The sequence below is a fragment of the Stenotrophomonas sp. GL_111 genome, assembly GCF_057835245.1.
The window spans coordinates 2,904,137-2,928,656 of record NZ_CM174421.1; the positions used below are offsets into that span (position 1 = coordinate 2,904,137).

Annotated in this window: 28 protein-coding genes; 14 read left to right on the forward strand and 14 right to left on the reverse strand. The window is 66.9% G+C overall.

Going from position 1 to position 24,520, the window contains the following annotated elements; all coding sequences use genetic code 11:
- Positions 1 to 4: 4 nt before the first annotated feature.
- Genes AC3IPM_RS12965 through AC3IPM_RS12975 form a run of 3 tightly spaced genes read right to left on the reverse strand, consistent with a single transcriptional unit; the run spans position 5 to position 4,992 of the window.
- The gene (locus AC3IPM_RS12965; RefSeq protein WP_489300305.1) at positions 5 to 1,006 is read right to left on the reverse strand and encodes a FecR family protein; all 1,002 of its coding nucleotides are present in this window, start codon (positions 1,004 to 1,006) and stop codon (positions 5 to 7) included.
- On the reverse strand, positions 990 to 1,574 hold the full coding sequence (locus tag AC3IPM_RS12970) for an RNA polymerase sigma factor (RefSeq protein ID WP_489300307.1): 585 nt from the start codon (positions 1,572 to 1,574) through the stop codon (positions 990 to 992). The genes AC3IPM_RS12965 and AC3IPM_RS12970 overlap by 17 nt, the downstream gene beginning before the upstream one ends.
- 58 nt (positions 1,575 to 1,632) lie before the next feature.
- Positions 1,633 to 4,992, reverse strand: a complete 3,360-nt coding sequence (locus AC3IPM_RS12975) for a TonB-dependent receptor (protein WP_489300308.1) — start codon at positions 4,990 to 4,992, stop codon at positions 1,633 to 1,635.
- Positions 4,993 to 5,768: 776 nt separating this feature from the next.
- On the opposite strand from AC3IPM_RS12975, the gene AC3IPM_RS12980 reads away from it, so the two are divergent.
- From AC3IPM_RS12980 to dxs, 4 genes are all read left to right on the forward strand, one after another.
- A complete protein-coding gene (locus tag AC3IPM_RS12980; protein WP_489300309.1) occupies positions 5,769 to 6,257 on the forward strand; it encodes a hypothetical protein in 489 nt (162 codons plus the stop codon).
- 45 nt (positions 6,258 to 6,302) lie between these two features.
- Positions 6,303 to 8,090: an acyl-CoA dehydrogenase C-terminal domain-containing protein gene (locus tag AC3IPM_RS12985; RefSeq protein ID WP_489300310.1), complete on the forward strand. Its 1,788-nt coding sequence runs from the start codon at positions 6,303 to 6,305 to the stop codon at positions 8,088 to 8,090.
- A gap of 212 nt (positions 8,091 to 8,302) precedes the next feature.
- A complete protein-coding gene (locus AC3IPM_RS12990; RefSeq protein WP_489300311.1) occupies positions 8,303 to 8,962 on the forward strand; it encodes an HNH endonuclease in 660 nt (219 codons plus the stop codon).
- A 111-nt stretch (positions 8,963 to 9,073) separates the two neighbouring features.
- The gene (dxs, locus tag AC3IPM_RS12995) at positions 9,074 to 10,984 is read left to right on the forward strand and encodes a 1-deoxy-D-xylulose-5-phosphate synthase (protein ID WP_489300312.1); all 1,911 of its coding nucleotides are present in this window, start codon (positions 9,074 to 9,076) and stop codon (positions 10,982 to 10,984) included.
- A 71-nt stretch (positions 10,985 to 11,055) separates the two neighbouring features.
- On the opposite strand, the gene AC3IPM_RS13000 is transcribed toward dxs, so the two are convergent.
- Positions 11,056 to 11,259 (reverse strand): hypothetical protein, encoded by a 204-nt coding sequence (locus AC3IPM_RS13000; protein ID WP_489300314.1) that lies wholly within the window; start codon positions 11,257 to 11,259, stop codon positions 11,056 to 11,058.
- A 97-nt stretch (positions 11,260 to 11,356) separates the two neighbouring features.
- On the reverse strand, positions 11,357 to 11,923 hold the full coding sequence (locus tag AC3IPM_RS13005; protein ID WP_489300316.1) for a DUF3011 domain-containing protein: 567 nt from the start codon (positions 11,921 to 11,923) through the stop codon (positions 11,357 to 11,359).
- A gap of 328 nt (positions 11,924 to 12,251) precedes the next feature.
- On the opposite strand from AC3IPM_RS13005, the gene AC3IPM_RS13010 reads away from it, so the two are divergent.
- Positions 12,252 to 12,728, forward strand: a complete 477-nt coding sequence (locus AC3IPM_RS13010) for a MarR family winged helix-turn-helix transcriptional regulator (protein WP_489300317.1) — start codon at positions 12,252 to 12,254, stop codon at positions 12,726 to 12,728.
- Here AC3IPM_RS13010 and AC3IPM_RS13015 read toward each other — a convergent pair.
- Complete coding sequence (locus AC3IPM_RS13015) at positions 12,719 to 12,922, reverse strand: hypothetical protein (protein ID WP_489300319.1); 204 nt, start codon at positions 12,920 to 12,922, stop codon at positions 12,719 to 12,721. The two genes, AC3IPM_RS13010 and AC3IPM_RS13015, sit on opposite strands and share 10 nt — an antisense overlap.
- A 274-nt stretch (positions 12,923 to 13,196) precedes the next feature.
- Here AC3IPM_RS13015 and AC3IPM_RS13020 point away from each other — a divergent pair, with 274 nt between their 5' ends.
- Positions 13,197 to 13,622: an NUDIX hydrolase gene (locus AC3IPM_RS13020; protein WP_489300320.1), complete on the forward strand. Its 426-nt coding sequence runs from the start codon at positions 13,197 to 13,199 to the stop codon at positions 13,620 to 13,622.
- A 15-nt stretch (positions 13,623 to 13,637) separates the two neighbouring features.
- On the opposite strand, the gene AC3IPM_RS13025 is transcribed toward AC3IPM_RS13020, so the two are convergent.
- Together AC3IPM_RS13025 and AC3IPM_RS13030 are read right to left on the reverse strand one after the other, a co-directional pair.
- Positions 13,638 to 14,699: a linear amide C-N hydrolase gene (locus AC3IPM_RS13025; RefSeq protein WP_489300322.1), complete on the reverse strand. Its 1,062-nt coding sequence runs from the start codon at positions 14,697 to 14,699 to the stop codon at positions 13,638 to 13,640.
- A 101-nt stretch (positions 14,700 to 14,800) separates the two neighbouring features.
- Complete coding sequence (locus tag AC3IPM_RS13030; RefSeq protein ID WP_489300323.1) at positions 14,801 to 15,688, reverse strand: LysR substrate-binding domain-containing protein; 888 nt, start codon at positions 15,686 to 15,688, stop codon at positions 14,801 to 14,803.
- 131 nt (positions 15,689 to 15,819) lie between these two features.
- Here AC3IPM_RS13030 and AC3IPM_RS13035 point away from each other — a divergent pair, with 131 nt between their 5' ends.
- The 3 genes from AC3IPM_RS13035 (at position 15,820) to AC3IPM_RS13045 (ending at position 17,805) form a co-directional block, all read left to right on the forward strand.
- Entirely contained in the window at positions 15,820 to 16,440 is a 621-nt protein-coding gene (locus AC3IPM_RS13035) for a glutathione S-transferase family protein (protein ID WP_489300324.1), read from the forward strand.
- Complete coding sequence (locus tag AC3IPM_RS13040) at positions 16,430 to 17,455, forward strand: LLM class oxidoreductase (protein ID WP_489300325.1); 1,026 nt, start codon at positions 16,430 to 16,432, stop codon at positions 17,453 to 17,455. The genes AC3IPM_RS13035 and AC3IPM_RS13040 overlap by 11 nt, the downstream gene beginning before the upstream one ends.
- A 77-nt stretch (positions 17,456 to 17,532) precedes the next feature.
- Complete coding sequence (locus AC3IPM_RS13045) at positions 17,533 to 17,805, forward strand: peptidase (protein WP_489300327.1); 273 nt, start codon at positions 17,533 to 17,535, stop codon at positions 17,803 to 17,805.
- A gap of 24 nt (positions 17,806 to 17,829) precedes the next feature.
- Here AC3IPM_RS13045 and AC3IPM_RS13050 read toward each other — a convergent pair whose 3' ends face one another.
- The 4 genes from AC3IPM_RS13050 to AC3IPM_RS13065 form a co-directional block, all read right to left on the reverse strand.
- Entirely contained in the window at positions 17,830 to 18,081 is a 252-nt protein-coding gene (locus tag AC3IPM_RS13050; RefSeq protein ID WP_489300329.1) for a hypothetical protein, read from the reverse strand.
- Between the two features lie 89 nt (positions 18,082 to 18,170).
- Positions 18,171 to 18,320, reverse strand: a complete 150-nt coding sequence (locus AC3IPM_RS13055; protein ID WP_489300330.1) for a hypothetical protein — start codon at positions 18,318 to 18,320, stop codon at positions 18,171 to 18,173.
- Between the two features lie 50 nt (positions 18,321 to 18,370).
- The gene (locus tag AC3IPM_RS13060) at positions 18,371 to 19,726 is read right to left on the reverse strand and encodes a sensor histidine kinase (protein ID WP_489300331.1); all 1,356 of its coding nucleotides are present in this window, start codon (positions 19,724 to 19,726) and stop codon (positions 18,371 to 18,373) included.
- Complete coding sequence (locus AC3IPM_RS13065; protein WP_489300332.1) at positions 19,723 to 20,397, reverse strand: response regulator transcription factor; 675 nt, start codon at positions 20,395 to 20,397, stop codon at positions 19,723 to 19,725. The genes AC3IPM_RS13060 and AC3IPM_RS13065 overlap by 4 nt, the downstream gene beginning before the upstream one ends.
- 226 nt (positions 20,398 to 20,623) lie before the next feature.
- Here AC3IPM_RS13065 and AC3IPM_RS13070 point away from each other — a divergent pair, with 226 nt between their 5' ends.
- The 4 genes from AC3IPM_RS13070 to AC3IPM_RS13085 all read left to right on the forward strand — a co-directional run bounded on the left by AC3IPM_RS13070 (position 20,624) and on the right by AC3IPM_RS13085 (position 22,921).
- Positions 20,624 to 21,346, forward strand: a complete 723-nt coding sequence (locus tag AC3IPM_RS13070; RefSeq protein WP_489300333.1) for a MipA/OmpV family protein — start codon at positions 20,624 to 20,626, stop codon at positions 21,344 to 21,346.
- Between the two features lie 2 nt (positions 21,347 to 21,348).
- Entirely contained in the window at positions 21,349 to 21,582 is a 234-nt protein-coding gene (locus tag AC3IPM_RS13075; RefSeq protein WP_489300334.1) for a hypothetical protein, read from the forward strand.
- 46 nt (positions 21,583 to 21,628) lie between these two features.
- Positions 21,629 to 22,066 (forward strand): hypothetical protein, encoded by a 438-nt coding sequence (locus AC3IPM_RS13080; RefSeq protein ID WP_489300335.1) that lies wholly within the window; start codon positions 21,629 to 21,631, stop codon positions 22,064 to 22,066.
- 84 nt (positions 22,067 to 22,150) lie between these two features.
- Positions 22,151 to 22,921, forward strand: a complete 771-nt coding sequence (locus AC3IPM_RS13085; RefSeq protein WP_489300336.1) for a transporter — start codon at positions 22,151 to 22,153, stop codon at positions 22,919 to 22,921.
- 59 nt (positions 22,922 to 22,980) lie between these two features.
- Here AC3IPM_RS13085 and AC3IPM_RS13090 read toward each other — a convergent pair whose 3' ends face one another.
- Entirely contained in the window at positions 22,981 to 23,154 is a 174-nt protein-coding gene (locus AC3IPM_RS13090; RefSeq protein WP_489300338.1) for a DUF1328 family protein, read from the reverse strand.
- Positions 23,155 to 23,272: 118 nt separating this feature from the next.
- Positions 23,273 to 23,737, reverse strand: a complete 465-nt coding sequence (locus AC3IPM_RS13095; RefSeq protein WP_489300339.1) for a GNAT family N-acetyltransferase — start codon at positions 23,735 to 23,737, stop codon at positions 23,273 to 23,275.
- A 135-nt stretch (positions 23,738 to 23,872) separates the two neighbouring features.
- Between AC3IPM_RS13095 and AC3IPM_RS13100 the strand changes: the two genes are divergently transcribed.
- Positions 23,873 to 24,325, forward strand: a complete 453-nt coding sequence (locus AC3IPM_RS13100) for a hypothetical protein (RefSeq protein ID WP_489300341.1) — start codon at positions 23,873 to 23,875, stop codon at positions 24,323 to 24,325.
- Positions 24,326 to 24,520: the final 195 nt, after the last annotated feature.

Consider the following 24,520-nt stretch of genomic DNA (forward strand, 5'->3'; position numbering starts at 1 on the left):
TGGTTCATTGCAGTGAGCGCGGGGCGCTGTGGAAGGCGTTGTGCGGGGTGCGCAGCCAGACATCGTTGCCCTGCTGCTCCACGTCCAGCCCGAGGCTGAGCGCGACGCTGCGGGCAAACCCGATCGGGTCGTTGGCCGAGTACAGGCCCACGATGCGGCGGCTGCCGACCAGCGGGTCGTCGATCATGATGCGCACGTCGCTGTAGCGCAGGAACTGCGCGGCGGCCACCGACAAGGTGTCGCCATTGAACGAGAGCATGCCCTCGCGCCAGGCCAGCTGTTGATCCAGGTCGTCGTGGGCCACATTCTCGATGCGGATGCCGTGGCTGCGATTGGCCAGCGCGCGATGGTTGGCCTGCAACCGGGTCGGCGCGATGGCACCGCTGGCATTGGCGACGTCGACGATGCCTTCGCGTACCAGCACCTCCACGCCGTTGGTGCGCTGCTCGTTGAGGCTCACCGAGAAACTGGTGCCCACCGCGGTCACCGCGGTATCGCGCGCGGTGACCACGAACGGACGCGCCCGGTTCTTGGCCACATCGAACAGCGCCTCGCCACGCAGCAGGGTGATCTCGCGACGCTTGTCGGTGTAATGCACGCGCACCGCCGCACCGGAATCCAGGGTCACCGCCGAGCCGTCGGCCAGCGGCACCCGCAGGATCTCGCCCTTGCGGGTGAGGTGGTAGTCGCCGGCATCGCTGTGTTCGTGCACCCCCAGCGCCATCAGGCACAGCGTGGCCGCCAGCCCCATCGCCCACTGCAGCCGCGGCGGCGGCCCGGCAACCGGGCGTGAGTGCGGCACGCGGTCGGCGCTGCCCAGTGCACGGGCACGGCCACTGCGCGCGTACACCGCATGCGCGCGGGCGTAGGCGCCGAAGTGGCGACGGTCGGCATCCAGCCAGGCATCGCGCTCGGCCGCCTGCGCCGCATCGAGCGGGCCGCGATCTTCGCAGGCCACCCAGCGGGCGGCCTCGTCATCGATCCGGTTTTCAACGGCGCCGTGCATGGACCGCCTCCGTGTTGTCCGGTTTCCCTGTGGACCCTGCATGTCCTGCATCCTGTTTCATCGACTCCATCAACAACCGAATACCCTTGCACACGTGCTTTTCCACCGTGTTCTCGCTGATCTGCATGCGTTCGGCAATCTCCCGCTGGGAGAACCCTTCCACCCGTCGCAGCACGAATGCCTGGCGGCATTTGTCCGGCAACTGCGCGATCAGCGCGGTGACCTTGTTGAGTTCCTGGCGCGAAGACGCCAGCCGTTCCGGTGATGCTTCCTCACCGGTGATCGGCAGCCGATCGAACTCGGCCACCATTTCAATCGATACCACCTGCGCGCGACGCAGCTGCTGCAGCACCACCGATTGCGCCACCTGGTAGACATAGGCGCGCGGCTGGCGCACATGCGCCACGTCGGCCATGGCGGCCAGGATCGCGTAGGTTTCCTGGATCACGTCGTCCACATCCTGGGGTTGCGCCATGCGCCGCCGCAGCCAGTCGCGCAGGCCCTGCTCACACGGCAGGACATGCTCGGCCAACCACAACGCCCGCTCTGCTGCCAATCTAGCGCCCATCGAAACTCCTGCTGCGGTGCCCGGCCGGAGCCGGGCCCGCGTGGAAGGGAACTGCCACTCAGAATGCCTTGGTCACGCTCGCATACCAGTAACGTGGATACGCCTGGTACACCGCCGAGGAGTAACCATAACTGTCATCGGACACCGGCGGCCGCTTGTCGGCCAGGTTGTTGGCGCCCAGCTTGATCGAGACCCCGTTGAACAGGCCCTCGTGCTGGAAGTCGTACTTGACGAAGGCGTTGGCCAGGGTCTGTGACTTCACCGTCCACGGTGTGCCATCGGCCAGGGTCAGGCTGGTTTCGCTGTAGCTGCTGGCATAGCGCGCACTGGCTCCGACAGTGACGTTCGCATAGCGCCAGGTCAGGTTGCCGCTCCACTTCCATTGCGGGTTGCCGCCATCGCCGATCAGGTCGCCACCGCCGGTGATGGCGATGGACGGATCGACCAGGCCGCTGGCCTTGGCGTCTTCCAGTGCCTGTAGTGCCGGCGAGCGTTCGCGGTAGAACTCGATCAGGCGGGTGCCATTGATGCCCACATCGAAACGCCCCACGCGGGTTTCCGGCGAGCTCCAGGCGAAGCTGTAGTCCACGCCGCGCACGGTCTGCGGCTGCATGTTGACGTACTGGTCGGTCACGTACAGCACCTTGCCGGCCGGATCCAGCCCGCTGCCGGCGAAGCGCGCGATGTCGTCCACGCTGGGGGCCGCACGCACCACGTTGGGGTTGCTGCTGCCCTGCTGGCGCAGCATGTAATCCAGGATCAGCCCATTGCCCTCACCGAACAGGCCGATGATGCCTTCCTGTTCGTACTTGTAGTAGTCCACCGCGAAGGTGAAGCGGCCGTACTGCTCGGGAATGAACTGCGGCTGGAACACGATGCCGGCGCTGGTGTTGGTCGAGGTTTCCGGCTTGAGGTCCGGGTTGCCCGAGCGCCGTGCGGTGGTGGAAGAACGATAGGTACTGCCGCAGGCATTGATCGAGGCCAGCGCACCGGAGCGCACGTCGGCTTCGCACTGGATGTAGTCGGTGCGCGTATTGGAACGGCTGACCACGGTGGCGTTCACCTGCTCCAGGTTCGGCGCACGGAAGCCCTTGGCCCACGATGCACGCACGGTGAGCCCATCGATCACGGTCCAGCCCAACGCCAGCTTGGGCTTGGTCACGTTGCCGAAATCGCTGTAGTGCTCGGCGCGACCGGCCACCTGCAGGTCCAGCGCGCGCACCAGCGGAATGCCCATCGCGCGCGACACCAGCGGCACCGAGAACTCGGCGAACAGGCCGGCCACGGTACGCGAGCCCTCGGTATCCGGGGTCGGGCTGACCCCGTACATGTCGCTGGGGTAGCCGATGCCGGTGATCGGATCGGTGTAGGTGATGCTGCCGTCCACGCGCGCATCGCGGTCATCGCGCTGGGTTTCGCGGCGCACCTCCAGCCCGGTGGCCATGCCGACATCGCCGGCCCAGGTACGGAACAGGTCCGGACGCGAGGCCTTGATGTCCCACAGGTACAGCTCGGTCTCGCTGATACGCGAGGCCTTGTAGAAGAACCGGTCCAGCTTGCTCCAATCGTTGCAGCCACCACAGAACGGGTTGTAGGCCGCCGCAGTTGAATCCGTCAGCGCCTGCTGGAACAGGGTCATGCTGACCGCATCCTGGGTATCCACAACCTTGGCCTTGGAGTACAACGCAGCGGTTTCCCAGTCGAAGCCGAAGTGGAACCCGCGCAGGCCGCCCAACGCGCGCACCTGGGTGTTCTTGACGTCGATCGCCGTGGGCCGCTCGAAGCGGTAGCTGCTGATGCTGACCGGGATGCCGCCGGCGGCCACATTCAGGTTGGCCAGGCGATTGGGATTGAGGCTGCCATCAGGCAGGCGGGTAGCGCCGAAGGGGTTCCAGTAGTTGCTGGCGGCTACCGTCATCGGCAGCGCGGAAATGGTGTTGACGCCCGACTGCAGGCTCTGCGCCTTGGACTGGTACCAACCGGCCTCACCAAAGGCGGTGATGCCGTTTTCGAAATCATGTTTGCCAGTGAGGAACAGGTTGACCCGGCGCACATCGGGGGTGATCGACAGCGGGAACTGCGCCTGCTGGTTGTCCAGCAGGTTGCGGTCGGCGCCGGCGGTGGCCTTGCTGCCGGACTGCACGCACAGGCCCTGGCCGAGGGCGGCGTTGCAGCCCTCGTTGGTGTTGGGCTGCACGTGGAAGGCGCCGGCCGCGGTGGTCAGGAAGGTACTGCCCTGGCGCACGCGCGGGCCGATCGCAGTGAAGTTGCCCCAGGGGCTGTTGCTGTTGCGGTTGTCGGTGCCGCTGAGCCCTTCAAACGCGGTGCCGACGAAATCCGGGCCACGATCGGCGCTGCGGGTCCAGTCCTGGTCCAGCGAATTGAGTCCGGTGGTGTTGTAGAAATTGAAGGCCAGGGTGACGTTGCTGCGCAGGTCCTTGGAATTCTTTCCGACCAGGCCGTTGATGCCGAGGTCACGCAGATTAGTGCCCTCACCGATACCGCGCTGCACGCTGATGGTGCCGCCATCGACGTCGTCGCGCAGCACGTTGTTGACCACACCGGCCACCGCGTCGGTGCCATAGATCGCAGCCGCGCCATCGAGCAGCACCTCCACCCGGCGCAGGTTGGCCACCGGGATGGTGTTGGCGTTGTAGGTCAGCACCGGCACCAGGTTGCCATCGGCCTGGCTGGTGGGATGCACGACGGTGCGGCGGCCGTTGATCAGCAGCAGGGTGTTGCCCACCCCCAGGCCGCGCAGGTTGACCGAAGCGATGTCACCACGCGCGTAGTTGGAGCTGTTGCCGCCGTTGGTGCCACTGAAGGACACATCGCCCATCTGCGGAATCGAGCGGTACAACTCGTCGCCGGAGACGGCGCCGGTCGCTTCGATCTGTTCGGCCTGCAACGTGGCCACGGGCAGCAGCGCGGCGCTCTTGGCGCCCTTGATCTGGGTACCCACGACGGTAATCTGGTCGAGCGTGGTGGGCGGGTCGCGCGGCGCTTCCGGCGCCGGCGCTGCTTGTGCCACCACCGGTGCAGCGCTCTGCGCGGCCAGCAGCGCGCTGCCACCCAGCGAAGCCAGCAGCGGACGATTGGCACGCAATGTAATCGTACGGCCATCATCGGAGGCGACACTGAGCCCCGTGCCGCTCAGCAGCTGCTCCAGGGCTTGGCGCGCATCCATCTGGCCCTTGAGGCCGGCCACGGCGACGCCGCCTTCGCGGTCGCCCACGGCCGGGCTGATGATCTGGATGCCGGCCTGGCGCGCAAACTCGGGCAGGGCTTCTTCAATGCGCCCCCCGGCGATATCGAAACTGGCCTGCTGCGCCAACACCGGCGCGGTCACGCCCAGTACCGACACCAACAGGCCCCCGCGGATGGCCTGGGCCAACGGCTGCAACTTGTACGAACGCATGGATACTTCCCCGTGAAAGTGAACATGAGCGGCGATGTTTCGTACCCCCCTGAACAACCAAGATGCGCTGGCGTGCGTCTTCCGCCATTGGTTCGCCGTGAAGCCGTGAAGCCTTGAAGCACAAGCAAGATCAAAAGCGGCCGCTCGCCTTCTGCGGGCTTGGGGCGGGGCATTGGGCTTTGCAGGACACGCCGTGAATCCATCCATGGAGGCTTGTCAGCGGCATCCATGCCGCCGACAGTCCTGCCAAGCCCAATGCCCCACCCCATCGACAGTTGGCTGATGCGCACAGGAATGCCAACGCAACGTCCACAGCCTAGCCCAAGGCTGTCTCGTGGCCACCCGCACGAGGCTTGTCACGGATGGAATGCGCTGGCCTTCGGCAGATGGTTGCCCCGCACAGAAGTAGCCACTGGTGGCATGGCAGCGAATCCCAACGCAGCCCACCGCTTTCCCGTGGCCACCCGCACAGTGTCGGAGGGCGGGCGTGGGTGGAGAAGCGGGACTGTCGGCGGCATGGATGCCGCTGACAAGCCTCCATGGATGGATTTACGGCGTGTCCCGCATCTCCACCCACGCCCGCCCTCCTCCCGCCAGCAACCAAGCCACGACGCTCTGCGCTCTGCAGCTTTGCACCTCGCGCTCTCCGCATTCAGCCAGACCCCAAACGCCCCTATACCCACTACCCTTCCCCACAGCCGCCCGCAAAGGCAGCACAACCACCATACGCCGTAGTATGCTTTCAACCACGCAGCACCCGCACGAGGATTGCGCCCATGCACCACCGCTTCCGTACCGCCCTGCTCATCGCCCTGGCCACCGGCACCGCCCTGGCCCTGGCCGCCTGCAACAGCGGCGTCGTCAAGCGCGTCTCGCCCCCGGCCGCCAGCGTCCAGCAGCTCACCGTACGCGCCGATGGTGGCTGGGATGTTGCCCTGCGCCTGCAGAACTTCAGCTCCATGCCCATGAGCTTTGACAACGTCAACCTGCAGTTCACGGTTGGCGATCAAGCGGCCGGCACCCTCAGCACCCAGCCCAAACTCTCCATCGGCGGCGTCTCCGCCGACGTCATCACCCTGCAGCTGCAGCCCAGCTCCGGCGCCCGCCTGGTCATGGCCGATGCCCTGGCCGGCAACCGCACCCTGGGCTACGCCCTCAAGGGCACGGTCAGCGCCACCCCGCAGGAAAAGAAACAACGCAGCTTCGATATCGACAGCCGCAGCACCCTCAACCAGGCCCCCGGCCTGCCTGGCGTGCTGCGCTGACCGGCGAACACTCCGCCTCCCCTTGCACCTGATCGAGACCTGACGATGAGCAGCTACACCGCCCCGCTTTCCGATATCCGTTTCGCCCTGCATGACGTACTCAAGGTTGAACCGCTGTTCGCCCGCCTGGGCTTCAGCGATGCCACCGCCGACGTGGTCGACGCCGTGCTCGAAGAAGCCGGCCGCTTCAGCACCACCGTGCTGGCGCCGCTGAACAGCGTGGGCGATGAGATCGGCTGCGTGCTCGACCAGGCCACGGGCGAGGTGACCACCCCGCCCGGCTTCAAGCAGGCGTATGCGCAGTTCGTGGACGGCGGCTGGACCGGCCTCACCGCCGCCCCCGAACTCGGCGGCCAGGGCCTGCCGCACACCCTGGGTGTGCCGCTCAACGAAATGATCAACGCCGCCAACCTGGCCTGGGGCAACTTCCCGCTGCTCTCGCACGGCGCCATCGAAGCGCTCAAGCAGCACGGCGAGGCCTGGCAGCAGGACGCCTTCCTCAAGCCGCTGATCGAAGGCCGCTGGACCGGCACCATGTGCCTCACCGAACCGCATTGCGGCACCGACCTGGGCCTGCTCAAGACCAAGGCCGAACCGAACGCCGATGGCAGCTACGCCATCACCGGCACCAAGATCTTCATCACCGCCGGCGAGCACGATCTCACCGACAACATCGTGCACCTGGTGCTGGCCAAGCTGCCCGATGCCCCGGCCGGTGCCAAGGGCATTTCGCTGTTCGTCACCCCCAAGTTCAAGGTCGATCGCGACGGCAAGGTCGGCGAACGCAACGCGCTGCGCTGCGGCTCGATCGAACACAAGATGGGCATCAAGGGTTCGGTCACCTGCGTGATGAACTTCGACGGCGCCGAAGGCTACCTGGTCGGCCAGCCGCACAAGGGCCTGCAGGCCATGTTCACCATGATGAACACCGCGCGTCTGGGCGTCGGCCTGCAGGGCATCGGCCTGTCCGAGCGCGCCTACCAGAATGCCCTCAAGTATGCCCGTGAGCGCCTGCAGTCGCGCTCGCTGAGCGGCCCGAAGAACCCGGAAAAGCCGGCCGACCCGATCCTGGTCCACCCGGACGTGCGGCGCATGCTGCTCACCATCAAGTCGCTGGTGGAAGGCAGCCGTTTGCTGGCCCTGCACGCGGCCACCCTGGTCGATGTCGCCCACCATGCCGATGACGCGGGTGAACGTGAGCGCGCCGATACCCTGGTCAGCTTCCTGACCCCGATTTCCAAGGCCTGCCAGACCGAATGGGGCATCGAGAACACGTACAACGCCCTGCAGTGCTTCGGCGGCCACGGCTATATCCGCGAGCACGGCATGGAGCAGCTGGCCCGCGATGCGCGCATCACCACGCTGTATGAAGGCACCACCGGCATCCAGGCGCTGGACCTGATCGGGCGCAAGACCGCGTCCAGCCAGGGCGCCGGGCTGAAGCTGATGCTGGCCGAGATCGAGGCCTTCGCCCAGGCCAACGAGGGCAACCCGGCGCTGGCCGAGTTCATCGCCCCGCTGCGCGCCAAGGCCGACGAATGGGGCAAGCTGACCCTGGCCACCCTGCAGCGCGCGGCCGCCAACCCGGAAGAACTCGGCGCGGCCAGCTACGACTACCTGTTCTATTCCGGCTACGTGGTGCTGGCCTACTGGTGGGCCCGCAGCGTCGCCGCCGCCGATGCCTCCGCGCAGAGCGAGGCGTTCAAGCAGGCCAAGCGCGAAACCGCGCGTTTCTACTTCGCCCGCGTGCTGCCGCGCACGCTCGGCCACGCCGCCGCGATCCAGAGCGGCGCCGAACCGCTGATGGCGATGACCGACGCGCATTTCGGCTGATCGGCTGATCAGGTAGTGCCGGCCGCTGGCCGGCAACCTCGCACGCGATTCCGAAGGTTCATGGGGTGCCGGCCAGCGGCCGGCACTACCCCCGTGATCCGTCCGGCGCGGGGTTTTGGGGGGAATGCGCGGACCGGATTCATTGCGATTGGGATATTGCCGCCGCTGGTGATACCCAAATCGCAATGAATCCGGTATAAGCTGTTTTCCCGATGGAGACAGACACTACACGCTTAGGTCTGATCGATACCGGAGCCTCATCCGCCCCGGTCGCCGAGGCGTCGCCGATCGTTACGCTGCATCGGCCCGGCACCGTCCGCCTGCTGTCCCTGGATGCCCACGGACGCGTGCTGGACTGGATCAACTGGCAGGATGCCGCCTGCCTCTACGCCCGCGATGCCGTTGCCTGGACTCTGGGCGATCCCTGCCTGCACATCCATGGCGGCACCAGCCGCATGACCGGCCTGCAGAGCGGCATGGACCTGCATCCGATCATCGCCGCGCGCGGACATGCCCGTTCACGCGCGCTCGACCCCACCCCGAACCTGTCCAATCAGGCGCTGTTCGCCCGCGATTCGCACCTGTGCCTGTACTGCGGCCAGCAGTTCAATCGCCCGCAACTGACCCGCGACCACGTCATGCCGATCTCCAAGGGCGGCCGGGACATCTGGGAGAACGTGGTCACCGCCTGCTTCCACTGCAATTCGCGCAAAAGCGACCGCACCCCGCAGCAGGCCGGCATGCCGCTGCTGGCCGTGCCGTACCGGCCCAGCTGGATCGAACACATGATCCTGTCCAACCGCAACATCCTGGCCGACCAGATGGCGTTCCTGCGCGCGCAGCTGCCCAAACGCTCCAAGCTGGCGGCCTGAACTGCGACCATCTGACGCAGCCCCGTCACCGTTTGCTCACTGCAAAGGCGGTTTGCTTGCCCCACCCCCGTTTGGGGGCGAAAATAGGCGCTCAGAAGAAGCGCGATAAACATGATCGACTCCGCCCGCTATCCCCGCCTGTCGCGCATCCAGTCACCGGATGACCTGCGCAGGTTCGAAGAATCCGAACTACCCGCCATCGCGGATGAACTGCGTGCCTACCTGATCGAGTCGGTGGGCAAGAGTGGCGGCCATTTCGGCGCCGGGCTGGGCGTGATCGAACTGACCGTCGCGCTGCACTACCTCTACCAGACCCCGGTCGACCAGCTGGTCTGGGACGTGGGCCACCAGACCTACCCGCACAAGATCCTGACCGGCCGCCGCGACGAGATCCACACCGTCAAGCAGAAGGACGGCATCGCGCCGTTCCCCAAGCGCGAGGAAAGCGAGTTCGATACCTTCGGCGTCGGCCATTCCTCGACCTCGATCTCGGCCGCGCTCGGCATGGCCATCGCGCGCCAGCTCGAAGGCGACGACCGCAAGGTGGTCGCGGTGATCGGTGATGGCGCGATGACCGCCGGCATGGCCTACGAGGCGCTCAACCACGCCGGCGGCATGGACAGCGAGCCGAACCTGCTGGTGATCCTCAACGACAACAACATGTCGATCTCCGAGGCGGTCGGCGGGCTCACCAAGATGCTCGGCCGTGCCACCGGCAGCCGCACGCTCAACGCGCTGCGCGAAGGCGGCAAGAAGATCCTCGGCGACAAGAAGAACAACCCGACCGCGCGTTTCGTCAAGCGCTGGGAAGAACACTGGAAAGGCATGTTCGTGCCGTCCACGTTCTTCGAGGAAATGGGCTTCCATTACACCGGCCCGATCGATGGCCACGACATTCCGGCGCTGGTGTCCACGCTGAAGACGCTCAAGGGCCTCAAGGGCCTGAAGCTGCTGCACGTGATGACCACCAAGGGCAAGGGCTACGAGCGCGCCGAGGGTGACCAGATCGGTTACCACGCGGTGGGCCCGTTCGACCCGGACAAGGGCCTGATCGCCAAGGGCGGCGCCAAGAAGCCGACCTACACCGATGTGTTCGGTGACTGGTTGTGCGATGCCGCCGCCGCCGAGTCGCGGCTGGTGGGCATCACCCCGGCGATGCGCGAAGGCTCCGGCCTGGTCCGTTTCAGCAAGGAATACCCGCAGCGCTACTTCGACGTGGCCATCGCCGAGCAGCATGCGGTGACTCTGGCCGCCGGCATGGCCACCCAGGGCGCCAAGCCCGTGGTGGCGATCTACTCCACCTTCCTGCAGCGCGCGTATGACCAGCTGGTCCACGACGTGGCCGTGCAGGAGCTGGACGTGCTGTTCGCGATCGACCGCGCCGGCGTGGTCGGCCCGGACGGCGCCACCCATGCCGGCAACCTGGACCTGAGCTTCCTGCGCTGCGTGCCGCACCTGGTGGTGATGGCGCCGGCTGATGAGGCCGAGTGCCGCAGGATGCTGTCCACCGGCCTGCAGTACGCCGGCCCGGCGGCCGTGCGTTACCCGCGCGGCAGCGGCACCGGTGTCGCCGCCGGTACCGACCTGTCCACGCTGGAAATCGGCAAGGCCGAGCTGCGCGTGCCGGGCCGCCGCATCGCCCTGCTCGCCTTCGGCAGCACCGTCCCGGCCGCCGAAGCGGTGGGCCGCGAACTGGGCCTGAGCGTGGTCAACATGCGCTTCATCAAGCCGCTGGACCGGGCGCTGCTGCTGGAGCTGGCCGCCAGCCACGAAGGCTTCGTCACCATCGAAGACAACGTGGTGGCCGGTGGTGCCGGTTCCGGCGTAGCCGAACTGCTCAATGCCGAAGACGTGCTGCGCCCGTTCCTGCACCTGGGCCTGCCGGACGGCTTCCAGCACCACGCCAGCCGCGAAGACCTGCTGGCCGAAGCCGGGATTGATGCCGCCGGTATCCGTGCGGCCGTGCTCAAGCGTTGGCCGACGCTGGCCAGCAATGGCCAGCCGCTGAGTGCGGCGAGCTGATCGTATGTGGCCGCGTCGGCATGACGCGGCCATCGCGGGCCGGGGGCCTCGCCGTCAGGGCCCCCTCGCCGTCAGCCGTAGCTGACCGCCTCCACGCAGGCACCCCCGGCTTCCACGCGTACCGCGCTGCGCTGGCCGGTGTCGGCATGGTGCAGGCGTGCCAGCGCATCGGCGAAATCGTAGGCCTTGGCGCTGTCGCGGAAACGCAGCGGCATGGCCTTCTCAGGATGCAGCACGCGCCACAGGCACTGGTCCAACTGCAGGCGGATCAACATGTGGTGCTCTCTCCATTGCCCAGGGCTTCCTGCCCCGGACAATAGCGAATCCAAACTGTGACCTGTATCAGATTTTTCTGATATCGCGCCGCTCGGCTCAGTTGACCTGGAATTCGCCGCGGCAGCCGCCGTTGACCCAGACGCCATCGCGGTCCCAGCCCCAGGAACGCCCTTCGATACAGGCCGTGCGCGAGGTCTGGCGCACCAGCCGCGCATCGCGACGGATGCTGACGTTGCAGCGTTGCAGGCGATGGTCGTTGGAGTCGCAGCTGATCACCTGGCCACGCCCGCCACCCCAACCGCCGCCGTTGCCACCGCCATTCCCACCCCAGCCACCGCCGCCACCATTCCAGCCGCCGCCGTGCGAGGGACGCCCGCGCTCGGCGATGAACTCGGCCCGGCAGCCTTGGGTCACCCACACCCCGTTGCGGGCCTGGCCCCAGGTCTCGCCTTCCACACAGGGCGAGCCGGAAATCTGCCGCACCAGGCGCGCACGGCCCTGCAGCGGGCACTGCTGGGTGCGGCCTTTGATCGATTCACAGCGCACCGGCCCGCTGTTGTAGCCATCGTCATAGCGATCGTATTGCTGCGCCTGCGCCGATGCGCCCAGCAACAGCATCGACGGCAGCGCCGCCCACAGCCACTTCTGCGTTCCCTGTTTCATCGTGTTGCTCCTCATGCCCGCCTCGGTGCCGTGTGTTCAATGGCGACAGGATGTGGCAAACGCTCGGAACGCGACATAGGCCGGAAGTCGCTGATTTCATCCCCTATTTAGGTAACCGACGGTTGGCTGACTGGGCGGTGGGGCGCTGCGTCACATCACCCTGCTGGCCCGGTCCGGTCTCCGCTCCTCCCGCTGAGGCACCGCCTGCTGCTTGACCGAGCATGTTCCCGTCGATGGATCCCCCCAGCAGTAGCGCGCGCACGGGTCGCTTCATAGGGGCCTATGCTTGATATCATAGGTCCCTATGACTTCTCCCCAAAGCGCACTCATGGACACCCCCGATCCGAGCAATGTCCCCTCGTTCCTGATCAAACGGGTGGCCCGCGAATTGTCGCGCCGTGCGGAAATTCAATTGCGCCCGCTGGGCCTGGGTATGGCCAGCCTGCCGGTGCTCGACGCCCTGCGCCGTGGCAAGGCCCACACCCAGAGCGAGCTGGCCCGGCTGCTGCGGGTCGAGCAGCCTTCAATGGCGCAGACCCTGGCCCGATTGGAGCGCGACCAGCTGATCCAGCGCTCCCCCGATCCGCATCACCCGCGCGCGCAGCGCATCGAACCCACGCCTCTGGGTCTGCAGCGGCTACCGCAGGCGCGCGAGATCCTCAATGAAGGCAATACGCGCATGCTGGCCGGCTTCAGCGTCGATGAAACCATGCTGCTGGGCGACTTCCTGCAGCGGCTGAGCCGCAACCTCGATGACGGCGAAAATGCGCCCTCGCCAGCCGTCAAACGCAGGCCTCAGCCGTAGCGCACCGCATCAACGAACGCATCGTGCGCTTCCACCCGTACCGCGCTGACCCGGCCGGTTTCGGCGTGGTGTTCACGCGCCAGCGCGTCGGCGAAATCGAAGGCCACCGTCCCATCGGCGAAGGCGATCGGGTCGGGATGAGTGGGGTGGACAACGCGCCAACGGCGGTCCAGGCATTGCACTTTGATCAACATGCTGATCGCTCCTGCGGGGCATCCTTGCGGGGGGCACAGCGGCGCCTCGCCCACTGGGCGACGGCACCACGACGGGTTACGCACGACGGGAGGCGTCCTTCCCTCGATGAGCACGATACGGCTGCCCGCGGTCCAGGAATATCGGATTAGTCTGAATTTGGTCCGCTACCGACGCGGCCACGAGGAATAGCCTGATGGCGGAGTCGGTGTAGGCCGTCTTTGCAGGTGCCCCAGTTGCTGCCACCCTGCACGCTCCCATCGACCGCGCCCTGGCATGACAGATTCTCCCTTCAGCGGCGCCAAGCTCGCCCTGCTCTGCTCTGACCAGGTACTGGTGTATCTGCGCGACGCCACGCCCGGGATCCCCTTCCCGGGAAGCTGGGATCTGCCGGGCGGTGGTCGAGAGGGCCATGAATCACCTCTGCAATGCGTCCTGCGCGAGCTGCACGAAGAATTCGCGCTGCGGTTGCCAGATGGCTGCATCCGTCACCGGCAGGTGTATCCGCCCCTTCGTCCCGGTGGCCTGCCCACGTGGTTCTTTGTGGCGCGCTGGAACCCGGCCGACGTTGCGGACATCCGGTTTGGCGATGAAGGCCAGTGCTGGCGCTGGATGCGCCAGCGCGACTTCCTGGATCTTCCCGACGCGGTCAGCCCGATGCAGGCTCGGCTGCGCGCGTACCTGGGCTCAGCCGCCGCATGACGGCCATGGCCCTGTTCACTCGCCCGTGCCCAGGAACGCAAACGGAGCCGAGGGCTGGAACTGCGCCAGCGCATCGCCGGCGAACACGTTGCGCTGGTCCGGGCCGAGATCGAGCTTGAGCACGCGGCCGCTGCCCGGGGAGAAATCGATCTTGTTCAGATCCACCCAGAAGGTATTCGGGGTCAGCGCCGACTCGAAGAAGTACAGGCGCCGCTTGTGGTCGGCCACCGTGCGCCAGCGCGTGGAGGAAATGTTCGGTTCGTCCGCGGTGGTGATGCCGTAAGGCACCGACACGTTGCGGATCACACTGAACACGCTGGCCAATGCCACCACCGGGTCTTCGGCCTTGGGAATGGCGTTGACGTAGAACTTCGCACGCGCGAAGCGATCGGCCGAGCGGTTGGTGCCGGGCAGCATCACCGTGCCGCCGATCTGCTGCCAGTAAGCGTTGAGCGCCAACTGCTGGTCGAACACCGGCGAGTTGGTCATCACCTGGTAGGCGCGGTCGTGATGGATCACCTGCTTGCCGTCGATGTACTCGACGATGGCGCTGTCGCCACTGGCATCGGACAAGGACAGATGCAGCGTGGCCAGCCGCGATTCACCGGGCAGCTTGTCGGTCACCAGTGCGTACGGCTCGCGTTGCAGCGCCGCCACCGCCTCGGCGACGGTGCCGAAATTGTCGAGCATGTACTGCGCCCACAGCGAAATGGCCAACCCGGGTTTGCGCCCACGCTGCTGCGGATATCCCGACTCCACCAGCCACAACAGGTTGGCCGACAGCCCAGCCTCGTTCATGCCATCGGTGGTGGAAATATCGTAGCCGCTGGCAATCACGCTGCCATAGCGTGAGGTCCAGTGGATCGCGTCCTTTCCGGTCTGCCCCGTGCGCGCCATGCCGCGCGGAAACACCCACAGGTTGGTGGCGATATCGCTCTTCCAATCCATCGACCGCGCGGTGATCACATCCTGCCCCGCGCCCAGATAGACCACTCGGGTGCAGGCATCGGCCGGGGCGATCAACGTGGCAAGGCCAAGCGCCAACAGGGTGTTACGCAGGCACGCGAACGACGTCATGGGAATGCTCCTGGCAGACGGACGAGCCGATGGCGCCGCGCGCTTCCCCCGCGGCACCTGCCCGGATCACACGCGATGGGCGGTGATGGAGGGGTGAACCGTCAGGCCTGCGCGGCCTGCTCGCGCAGCCAGTCCACGAATGCCACCACTTCAGGGCGCGCCAGCCCTTCGGCGGTGGTGACCGCGTAGTAGGCAAAGCGCGAGGGCCACGGCCGGTCCAGCACCTTGCACAGCCGCCCTTCCTGCAACTCGTGCTCGACATGCAGGTTGCTGAGCAGCGCGATGCCCTGCCCGGCCACGGCCGCGCGCACCAGCAGCAGGTCATCATCGAAGGCGCTGCCATGGCGGCTGCGCGGGTCATCGGGCACGCCCTCGGCCTGCAACCACAGACGCCAGTCGGCGCGTTCCACATCGTGCAGCAGCGGATGCGCCAGGCAATCGGCGGGCGCCAGGATCGGCCCGGCCTGCGCGCACCACGCCGGGCTCGCCACCGGCACCAACACCGGCGCCATCAGCCGCGTCACCTGCAGGCCCGGGTAGTGGCCCAGGCCATGCCGGATCGCCACGTCGACTGCATCGCGCTGCAGATCCACCAGACGATTGCTGGCCTCGATGCGCACATCCAGCTGCGGGTGCGCCGCCGTAAAGCTGCCCAGCCGTGGCACCAACCAGGACGCCGCGAAGGACGGCACGGTGCTGACCGTCAGCCGCGCCCGGCGCTGCGCCGGTTCCAGTTCGTCCAGGCATTGCTGGATCTGCTCGAAAGAGCGCAGCAGCCGCGCATGCACCTGGCCGCCGATCTCACTGGGGTGCACGCCGAATCGGGTACGCACCAGCAGCGGGGCGCCGACCCGATCTTCCAGCACACGGATCTGCTGGCTGACCGCCCCCGGGGTCACACCCATCGCATCGGCGGCGGCCTTGATGCTGCCCAGCCGGCCAGCCTCGACAAAGGCCCGCAGGGCCAGCAGCGGCATCACCTTTCCCATCAGCCCAGCTCCTCCCTGCCCACAGAAGCTATCGATTCTAGTCCTGCCTTTAAAGGCTCACCATGGATTTATCGCCAGCGCAGGCATCAGCTGCGCTAACGCCTGCATTCACCTGTAGAGAGGGTTCCCCCATGCTCCACCTGTATACCGACGCCTCGCCCAACGGCTACAAGATCAGCATCGCGCTGGAAGAACTGCAGCTACCCTATGTGGTGCACCACGTCCGCATCGGCGCAGGCGACCATCAGCAGCCGGCCTTTCTGGCGCTCAATCCGCATGGCCGCATTCCGGTGCTGGTGGATGACGAGCACGGCATCACCCTGTTCGAATCGGCTGCAATCCTGTTGTACCTGGCCGAGCGCAGCGGCCGCCTGCTCCCGGCCGGCAACGCGCGCTGGGCGGCGATCCAGTGGCTGGCCTTCCATGCCAGCAGCATGGGACCACTGCTGGGTCAGCGCGTGCACTATGAAATGTTCGCCGAGCCGCCACTGCCGGTGGTGACAGACCGCTTCCGTGCACTCACCGAGCGCGGCTTCGCCACCCTGGACGGGCAGCTGCGCACGCACCCGTGGCTGGCCGGCGACAGCTATTCCATCGCCGATATCGCCACCTTTGGCTGGACCCATATCGCCCGCGTGTGCGCATTCGATTTTTCCAGCTACCCGCATCTGTCCGCGTGGCACGAACGTGTGGCGGCACGCTCTGCGGTGCAGCGCGGCATCGCGATTCCGGAGGTGGCCATTGGACCGTGAACCCCTGCACGGCGCTTCCTCCGAAGCGTTCGCCGCCCATCCCGGCTACCGGCGCATGTTCGCGCCCGGGCAGATGACCCTGGGCCTGTTCCTGCCGCTGCGCTTTTACCGGGGCGACATGCGCGTGCTGGAGGGACAGACCGCGCTCGTCCAGCAGATCGACCGCCACGGATTCGCGGCCGTCTGGGTGCGCGACGTGCCGTTGTACGATCCGGCGTTCGGCGATGCCGGCCAGCTGTTCGATCCCTTCACCCACCTGGCCTGGCTGGCCGCCCATACGCGCCAGCTGTCACTGGCCACCGGCAGCGCGATCTTCTCGTTGCGCCATCCGATCGATCTGGCCAAGGCCGCCGCCAGCATCGACCAGCTCTCCGGCGGACGCCTGGTGATGGGTATCGCGTCGGGCGACCGGCCTCTGGAATTCCCGGCGTATGGCATCGATCTGGAGCAACGTGGCGAACGCTTCGCCAGCGCGGTTGAGGATGTTCGGCGGTTGCTCGCACCCGGGCAGGCCCACCTGCAGTCGCCGCTGACCCGGTTGCAGGGTGCCGAGCTGCTGCCCAAGCCGGTTGCCGGGCGCGTGCCATTGATCGTCACCGGCTCCAGCCGCCAGGACCTCGACTGGATTGCCGAGCATGCCGACGGCTGGCTGACCTATCCGCATGCCACCCACCATGCGCAGGGCCCCCTGCAGCTGGGCCAGCGCATCGCCGACTGGCGCCGCCGGATTGCCGATGGCGGTTTCCGCCCGCATATGACCAACGAATGGATCGACCTGGTCAGCGACCCCGACCATCCACGCACCCCGATCGATGGCGGCTACGCGTTGCGCACCGGCCGCCACGGGTTGATCACGCTGCTGGAGCAATGGCGGACCGCCGGTGTGAACCACGCGGCGCTGGGCATACAGTTTTCGCAACGGCCGGCCGCCGAGGTGATCCAGGAACTGGCCGAAGAGGTGCTGCCGCTGTTTCCCTCGCTGCCGGGCGTCGCGCCGGCCCCGATGCACTGGTAAGGGCGCGCCACGGAGAACTCACCTGACCTTGCCCTGGTCTGCGGCTAGGCTATGCGCACTTCCCCTGGAGCCCGCCGATGAAACGATCACTGCCCGCCCTGCTCCTGGCTACCACCCTGGCCGCCTGCAGCACGCCTACCCCGACGCCAGCGCCTGCAGCGATGCCCGGTTCGGACCGCGACGCGCATGGCTGCATCGGGTCGGCGGGCTACAGTTGGTGCGCGCATACCCAGCAATGCGAACGGCCCTGGGAGCTGGCCAAGGCCAAGGGCCTGGCCAACACCGCCACGGCCATCGACGCCTGGTGTGCGCAACCGCCGGCCACGGGCACGGCGCCGCCACGGCCGTGAGCCGCGGCGACGCCAGGGCGTTGCTCAGTTGTCTTTTTTCTTGCCGCTGAAATCCAGCGGCGGGTCATTCTTGTTGCGCCCTTCACTGTTCCAGACTTCCACGCTGTCCTTGCAGCGGCTCTCGCGCTTGGCGGCTTCCGGCGGCAGGTCCTTGACCCAGCCCGGCTCCTCGCAGCGCGCGTGAGCGCCGCTATCGTCGTAGGTGGCGCAACCGACCAGCGGCAACAGGATCACGCCGGACATGGCCAGGGTACGAAGCAAGCGAGCTGTACGCATCGGGGCAACCTGCAGGGAGGGGGACGACGCCTGCGTTGTCCCACGCGCCCGGCCCGGCTTCGCCTGCCATAGGTCATGCCTGGCCGCGTTCAGCCCGGGCGCAGCAGCTCCAGCGACACGGTCAGCAGCACCACGTAGACCCCCACCCAGAACACCGCCTTGGCGGTGCCCTGCAACATGTTGCCGCCGAACAGCAGCTGGCCAAGACGCGAGAGGAACGACGGGCGCTGGGAGGACATCGTGGTCTGCCTGGCTATGCAAGGGGTGCACACATGCTACGCCCCCGGGATCAGGCGCGGACGCTGTCGCTGCGGTCCACCGGCAGCACCAGCACGAAACGCGCGCCCCCGCCGGCGGCACTTTCCGCGGCGATGGTGCCGCCGTGGCGCAGCATGATCTCGCGCGCCAGATACAGGCCAAGACCGCTGCCGCTACCACTGGGGCGCAGCCGGTGGAACGGCTCGAAGATGGATTGCCGCGCCTCTTCCGGCACGCCATCACCTTCATCGCTCACCGCCAGCACGCCATCGCCCTGCAACGCCACCGCGATCATGCCGTGGTCGCCGCCATGGGCGATCGCGTTCTGCAGCAGGCTGGCAATCACCCGGTGCAGCGCATGAGGATCGCCGCGCACCCACACCGGTTGGTCGGGAGCATCCACCGCGAAGGTGTAACCGGCGTCCACCACCAAGGGCGCGACATCGGCCGCGACCTCGCGGGTCAGCGCCGCCAGATCCACCCGCTGCGACTGGCTGCGGTGGTGATCCAGCCGCTGCAGGTCCAGCAGCTGTTCGGCGATATTGCTGAGCCGGCTCAGGTCGCGCTGCAGACGGGTCCGTGAAGGTCCGGCCGGCAGATCGGCGATGCGCGTGGCGAGGATTGCGATCGGCATGCGCAGCTCGTGCGCGGCACCGACCAGGAAGCGGTCCTGCGCGTCGTAGCTTTCCCCGATGCGGCGCACCGCGGCGTTGAACGCGTCCACCAGCGGGAAGATCTCCAGCGGCACGGCGTGTGTGTCCAGCCCACCGCCGCGCTCGTTGATCTGGATCGCCGCAGCCTGCGCCGCCACCCGGTTCACCCCCCGCAGCGAGCGATGGATCGCCCACGGCGCCACCACCAGCGTGATCACGATCAACGGCAGCGTGATCCATCCACCGAGGTAGCCGATCACCACCAGCATCTGCCGCCACAGGCCGCGCGAGGGCATGCCGCCGATCATCACGTGGATGCGCCCCTCGGGCACATCGCGCACCCATACGCGCAAGGCCAGGTCCACACCCCGGGTGCGGGTGCGGATATCCAGCGGTTCGAGATGCTGCAGTTCGCCCACCAGCGGGCGGTAGATTTCCGGCACCGTGCCGTGCGCCAGGCGATGGCCTTCCTCGTCGGTGGCCACGAACCAGAAGGTGGCCGGGCGGTCCGGCACCGCCTCATCCAACGCGTCCCAATCCACCACCAGCGCCTCGCCCCGGATGTCGATCGCCTTGGCGATCGATTCGCTCATGCGCCAGTCGATATAGGCCGCACCGCGATCGCCGTACATCAGCACCATGGCGATCAGCCCGGCGCCGACCATGGTGATCTGGATCAGCGTGATCTTCCAGGCAAGGCTGAACGACAGCGAGCCGGGTTTGAGAAACTTCATGCCACGTCCTTCAACAGATAGCCGATGCCGCGCATCACATGGATCTCCACCCGCGCATCGGCCTCGGTGAGCGCGCGACGCAGTTTGGAGACGTGCGCATCCAGTGCGTTGGACTGGATCGCATCATCGAAGCCATACACCGCTTCCAGCAATGCCGCACGCCCGACCGTGCGCCCTTGCCGCAGTGCCAGCGCCTCAAGCACCAGCAGCTGCCGGCGCGGCAACACCAGCAGCACACCGTCCACCGACGCCTGGCGCGCCACGAAATCGAACTGCAGCCGGCCCAGGGCCAGCACCGGCAAGGCGATCTGCGAGGGCCGCCGCGAGATCGCACGGATCCGTGCCAGCAACTCCTCCACCGCGAACGGCTTGGTCAGGTAGTCGTCGGCGCCCACGTCCAGCCCGACCACGCGGTCAGCCACCGAATCGCGTGCGGTCAGCATGATCACCGGCAGATTGGGCACTAGGCTGCGCGCGGTGCGCACGAAGTTGGCACCATCGCCGTCGGGCAGTTGCCGGTCCAGCAGCAGGATGTGGTGCACCGCCGCCTTCAGTGCCTCGCCCGCCTGCGCCATGCTGCCGACCACGTCGACCACCATGCCGTGCCGGCCCAGGCTCACCTGGATCGCGCCGGCCAGTTCCGGATCGTCTTCGAGCAGCAGGATGCGCATGGGGCGTCAGGAGGATCCGGGGGCGACGGCTGCCGATGGTACCGCGCCGGCCGACGCAACGTTCCGACAATGTAGCCACGGCACCATGCGCCATTGGCTTTCCGTGAGTAGCAGGTAGATGCGCGTCCGCTTCATTCCACGCCTCCCCGGCGCAGGTAACTGCGCTCCCCTCCCGTCCCAGGCTCCCCGTCGTTCACAGGCTGCACTCTGCCTGGTTGCCGCCACCGTGCTGGCCAGCGCCCCGGCGCTCGCCGAAGATCCCGCCACCAAGCCGCGCAGCAGCCTGGGCGTGGCCGTGGTGGCGCTGAAGTCGCCGTATGCCGGCTATGACACCGACACCCTGGCCGCGCCGATCATCAGCTACGAAGGCAAGGCCTTCTACTTCCGCGGCGGCAGCGTCGGCTACAAGCTGCTCAATACCGGCAGCACCGAACTTTCGGTGATGGCCTCGCCGTACATGATGCGCTTCAAGCACAACGACAGCGACGATCTTCAGATCCGCCAGCTGTCCAACCGCAACTTCTCGGCAATGGCCGGCATGGCCGTGCGCCACAGCGCCACCTGGGGCGTGCTGCAAGCCAACGTGCAGGCTGAAGTCAGCGGCCATGGCGGCGGCATCGCGGCCGATGCCAAGTACGCCTACCCGCTGCCCACCGGCCGGGTCACGCTGGTGCCGGGCGTGGGCGTGAGCTACGCCGGCAGCGCGCTCAACGACTACTACTTCGGCATCAGCGACAACGAAGCGCGGCGCAGCGGCCTGTCGCGTTACCGCGCCGGCAGCGGCGTGTCGCCGTACATGGACCTGTCGGTGGTGATGCCGCTGGGCCCGCGCTGGACCGCTGCCGCATCGCTACGCCGCACCCTGCTCTCCGACGCCGTCGAAGACAGCCCGATGACCGTCGGAGACCACATGGATTCCGCCGCCCTTTCACTCAGCTACGGATTCTGACCATGCGCCAGGGAATCGTACGTCGTGTGGCAAATCTGGCCCTGCAGATCGAGCCGGACCGCCACCGCGTACTGCAATGGATTCTGCACACCCCGCTGCCCGCCCTCGGCGGACAGACCACCTTCGAACTCGCCTGCAATGGCGAAGGCGAACGGGTGATCGCGTTGTTGAACACCGTGCTGGCCCAGCCCGGCCAGCTGCCACCGCAACTGCCACCGGGCAGCGTGGTGCATTGAACCGGGCGTGCCGCACCCGCACTCCCCCTTGCTGTCAGGAACCTGCATGAGCCGTCCCTTTCCATTGACCAGCATGGCCGAACAGGCCGACGATCCGAACGCCGACACCCTGGTCGATTTCGACCGCGCCGTGCAGGCCCTGATCGCACAGGACCCGATGGCGCACGGCCGGTTCTCGCGCGCCTATGTCACCGCGATCTTCCAGGCCTGCCTGGCACCGCGCGACGCCGAGAGCGTGCGCGGACGCCCCGACCCGGAGATCGCCCAGGCGCTCAAGTGCTGGATCCAGGCGCAGTTGGTACTGCACCCCAGCGAAGGCAAGGACCCCTGCCTGACCGCTGCGCGCCGTGCAGCGCATGGCTTCTGGCTGCAGTCGCTGGCCGATCCGATCGACAGTGATGGCCGCCCGCGCGTGACCCGCCTGCTCGATGGCCTGCTGGCCCTCACCCGCCCCGCCACACGCGACGGCATGCGCGAGCGCTGATCGCGCACCCCGCGCCAACCGGTATCCTCACGCCGCGCTGCGCGTCGTTCCACGACGCTATGCGCTGCCCCCTTGGAGACCGTGATGCGCCTGATTGCCGCCGTTGCCCTGTTGTTGTGCACCTCGCCCGTCCTGGCCCAGGACGGCGATGCCGAGATTCCCGCGTTCGACCGCCCGGGGATCGGCTTCTCGCCTTCGACCCTGCCTCGCGGGGGTGTCGCGCTGGAGCTCGGGCTGCCCAGCCTGACCCGCGACCGCGATGGCGAAGGCACGCTGTCCACCCAGTACAGCACCGACCTCAATGTGCGCATCGGCCTGGGCGCCAACCTTGAACTGCAGGCGTTCGGCACGCCCTGGAACCAGCTGCGCACCCGGCCGCGCGACGGCGCTGCCAGCACCGAACACGGCGCCGGCGACAGCGGACTTGCCCTCAAATACGCCCTGCCGCTGAACTCGGACAAACACGCCGTGGCCCTGCTGGCCAGCACCACGCTGGACACCGGCGCGGCCGCGTTCACCGAAGGCGGCACCCAGTACGCCCTCGGCGCCAGCTACGAATACAGCTTCAACGATCGCTGGAGCAGCGCGCTGTACGCCAATGCCACCCGCGGCGCAGGGGCAGACAGCTTCACCTGGTCGCCCAGCCTCAGCCTGGCCCTCAATGATCAGGTGAGCACTTACGTCGAGGCCGGCTTCACCCATACCGATGGCGAACCCAACACCGCTATTGCCGGCGCCGGCCTGACCTGGATGGTCGCGCGCACCGTGCAGCTGGATGCCTCGTTCGACGTCGGGCTGGACAACCACAGTCCCGACCTGCAGGCCGGGCTGGGCGTGTCGTTCTACTTCCAGTAACCGTGGAAAAAGGTAGTGCCACGCCATGCGTGGCACTCCACCCCAACCATGCGCTGCGTCTAAGTGACCTTCTTCGCCACCGTCATGCCAAGCACGAACAGCACCACGGCAATGATGATGCCGGCCCAGAACAGGAACTTCGCAATCCCGATCGCCGCGCCGCCAATGCCGGCGAAACCCAGCGCACCGGCGATCAGGCCGATGACCAGGAAAATGATGGCCCACTTGATCATGTTGATCCTCTCCCGCAACCGGGATGACTGACAGGCCTCCATGCTAGCGCTGCGTGCGTCGCGCCATCGTGAGCGCAACGCCCGAAGCACGTGAAACGGCGATGCGATCAGCGTGTGGTCAACGCACTTGCGACAGGTGTTTCGGCATCAGCAGCTGCATCGGCTGATAGACCAGGCCAGAGGATTCGGCCACGTCTCCAGCGCACGCAAAACCGTATCGTTCATAGGCGCCCACCGAACCAAGCGACGCACTCACCGTCACCATCGGTTCGCGCACCTGTGCCAACAGTGCCGCCATCAATGCCGCGCCAACGCCCTGGCGCTGACTGGCCGGATCGACGAACAACATCGCCACATGGCGGCCCTGTTTGAGCTCGGCGTAGCCTTTGAGCCCGCCGTCGTCCTCGAACACCCGCATCACGTTGTCGTTGTGCATCCGCCGTGCAATGGCCTCCACGGTAGCCAGCGCACGAAAAGTATCAACACCCTGTGGCGACAGCGATGTGGCCACCGACGTCATGAAGGCGGCCATGCAGATGGCACCGACACGCTCGATATCCGTCGCTTGCAACGCCCTGATCATTACCATCTCCCTTCAACGCGCGCGCCCGGCGGCGAAAGCACGACTGTAGGGGATTCGTGGTGCGCGTGGCATCGCCAATCGCGACAAACCCAACGCAATCTGCTGAGATGGTCACTCCCGTTGTCGTCTGTACTCATGTCTTCCTGCTCATACCGTCGGCAAGCACTGCTTGCCTGCACCGATCTCGCACTGCTGTTCACCGCCGCAATGGCCTACGCCGGTCTGCTGACCGCCAGGATCAGCGCGGGGCGCTTCGGCTGGCAGCTGCCCTCGGGGGCGTACACCTACGAGCACAACGACGTCGTGCTGCACGCCATTGCGGCCGCATTGGTGGTGATGCCCATACTGTTGTTGGCGCGATGGCCGCGCCTGCGCCGCCCGGCGTGGTTGCAACACGCCGCATTCGCGGTCGCCGTCTTGCTGGTACTGCGACTGGGCCCGCCGGATGCCACCGTGTTCGGCACTACTTGGACGACCTGGGAAGTCACCCGCGACCTGTGGCTGCTGCAGTGGCCACTCTTGGTTCCGGTGGTGGTGGCAACGACCGCGTTGCGGGCAGTTCTGCGGGCCCGGCTGGTGCGACCGTGACTGCGCAGTTCACCGCCGGCCCGGCCCCGGGGCGTCGCTCCTGCCCGATACAGAGCGTGGCCCGCGCACCCACACACCACTGGATGCCCTTGCAGGACAAAGGTTTCAAGCCAGCCAGCGACGCTTCCGAAGCCGCCTTGACATCCCTGATCCGTTCAAAAACGTGATGATTGCCTCAAATTCACACCTCCGTCA

What these genes read in the sequence shown, in the direction of transcription:
- AC3IPM_RS13005 (WP_489300316.1), bottom strand. Translation starts at nt 11,923, where the DNA reads ATGAAACAGGGAACGCAGAAGTGGCTGTGGGCGGCGCTGCCGTCGATG.
- AC3IPM_RS13090 (WP_489300338.1), bottom strand. Translation starts at nt 23,154, where the DNA reads ATGATCAAGTGGGCCATCATTTTCCTGGTCATCGGCCTGATCGCCGGT.
- AC3IPM_RS13015 (WP_489300319.1), bottom strand. Translation starts at nt 12,922, where the DNA reads ATGTTGATCAAAGTGCAATGCCTGGACCGCCGTTGGCGCGTTGTCCAC.
- AC3IPM_RS13075 (WP_489300334.1), top strand. Translation starts at nt 21,349, where the DNA reads ATGCGCCAGGGAATCGTACGTCGTGTGGCAAATCTGGCCCTGCAGATC.
- dxs (WP_489300312.1), top strand. Translation starts at nt 9,074, where the DNA reads ATGATCGACTCCGCCCGCTATCCCCGCCTGTCGCGCATCCAGTCACCG.
- AC3IPM_RS13030 (WP_489300323.1), bottom strand. Translation starts at nt 15,688, where the DNA reads ATGGGAAAGGTGATGCCGCTGCTGGCCCTGCGGGCCTTTGTCGAGGCT.
- AC3IPM_RS12975 (WP_489300308.1), bottom strand. Translation starts at nt 4,992, where the DNA reads ATGCGTTCGTACAAGTTGCAGCCGTTGGCCCAGGCCATCCGCGGGGGC.
- AC3IPM_RS13020 (WP_489300320.1), top strand. Translation starts at nt 13,197, where the DNA reads ATGACAGATTCTCCCTTCAGCGGCGCCAAGCTCGCCCTGCTCTGCTCT.
- AC3IPM_RS12970 (WP_489300307.1), bottom strand. Translation starts at nt 1,574, where the DNA reads ATGGGCGCTAGATTGGCAGCAGAGCGGGCGTTGTGGTTGGCCGAGCAT.
- AC3IPM_RS12985 (WP_489300310.1), top strand. Translation starts at nt 6,303, where the DNA reads ATGAGCAGCTACACCGCCCCGCTTTCCGATATCCGTTTCGCCCTGCAT.
- AC3IPM_RS13055 (WP_489300330.1), bottom strand. Translation starts at nt 18,320, where the DNA reads ATGTCCTCCCAGCGCCCGTCGTTCCTCTCGCGTCTTGGCCAGCTGCTG.
- AC3IPM_RS13045 (WP_489300327.1), top strand. Translation starts at nt 17,533, where the DNA reads ATGAAACGATCACTGCCCGCCCTGCTCCTGGCTACCACCCTGGCCGCC.
- AC3IPM_RS12965 (WP_489300305.1), bottom strand. Translation starts at nt 1,006, where the DNA reads ATGCACGGCGCCGTTGAAAACCGGATCGATGACGAGGCCGCCCGCTGG.
- AC3IPM_RS12980 (WP_489300309.1), top strand. Translation starts at nt 5,769, where the DNA reads ATGCACCACCGCTTCCGTACCGCCCTGCTCATCGCCCTGGCCACCGGC.
- AC3IPM_RS13100 (WP_489300341.1), top strand. Translation starts at nt 23,873, where the DNA reads ATGTCTTCCTGCTCATACCGTCGGCAAGCACTGCTTGCCTGCACCGAT.
- AC3IPM_RS13080 (WP_489300335.1), top strand. Translation starts at nt 21,629, where the DNA reads ATGAGCCGTCCCTTTCCATTGACCAGCATGGCCGAACAGGCCGACGAT.
- AC3IPM_RS13095 (WP_489300339.1), bottom strand. Translation starts at nt 23,737, where the DNA reads ATGATCAGGGCGTTGCAAGCGACGGATATCGAGCGTGTCGGTGCCATC.
- AC3IPM_RS12990 (WP_489300311.1), top strand. Translation starts at nt 8,303, where the DNA reads ATGGAGACAGACACTACACGCTTAGGTCTGATCGATACCGGAGCCTCA.
- AC3IPM_RS13085 (WP_489300336.1), top strand. Translation starts at nt 22,151, where the DNA reads ATGCGCCTGATTGCCGCCGTTGCCCTGTTGTTGTGCACCTCGCCCGTC.
- AC3IPM_RS13065 (WP_489300332.1), bottom strand. Translation starts at nt 20,397, where the DNA reads ATGCGCATCCTGCTGCTCGAAGACGATCCGGAACTGGCCGGCGCGATC.
- AC3IPM_RS13035 (WP_489300324.1), top strand. Translation starts at nt 15,820, where the DNA reads ATGCTCCACCTGTATACCGACGCCTCGCCCAACGGCTACAAGATCAGC.
- AC3IPM_RS13050 (WP_489300329.1), bottom strand. Translation starts at nt 18,081, where the DNA reads ATGCGTACAGCTCGCTTGCTTCGTACCCTGGCCATGTCCGGCGTGATC.
- AC3IPM_RS13010 (WP_489300317.1), top strand. Translation starts at nt 12,252, where the DNA reads ATGGACACCCCCGATCCGAGCAATGTCCCCTCGTTCCTGATCAAACGG.
- AC3IPM_RS13025 (WP_489300322.1), bottom strand. Translation starts at nt 14,699, where the DNA reads ATGACGTCGTTCGCGTGCCTGCGTAACACCCTGTTGGCGCTTGGCCTT.
- AC3IPM_RS13000 (WP_489300314.1), bottom strand. Translation starts at nt 11,259, where the DNA reads ATGTTGATCCGCCTGCAGTTGGACCAGTGCCTGTGGCGCGTGCTGCAT.
- AC3IPM_RS13060 (WP_489300331.1), bottom strand. Translation starts at nt 19,726, where the DNA reads ATGAAGTTTCTCAAACCCGGCTCGCTGTCGTTCAGCCTTGCCTGGAAG.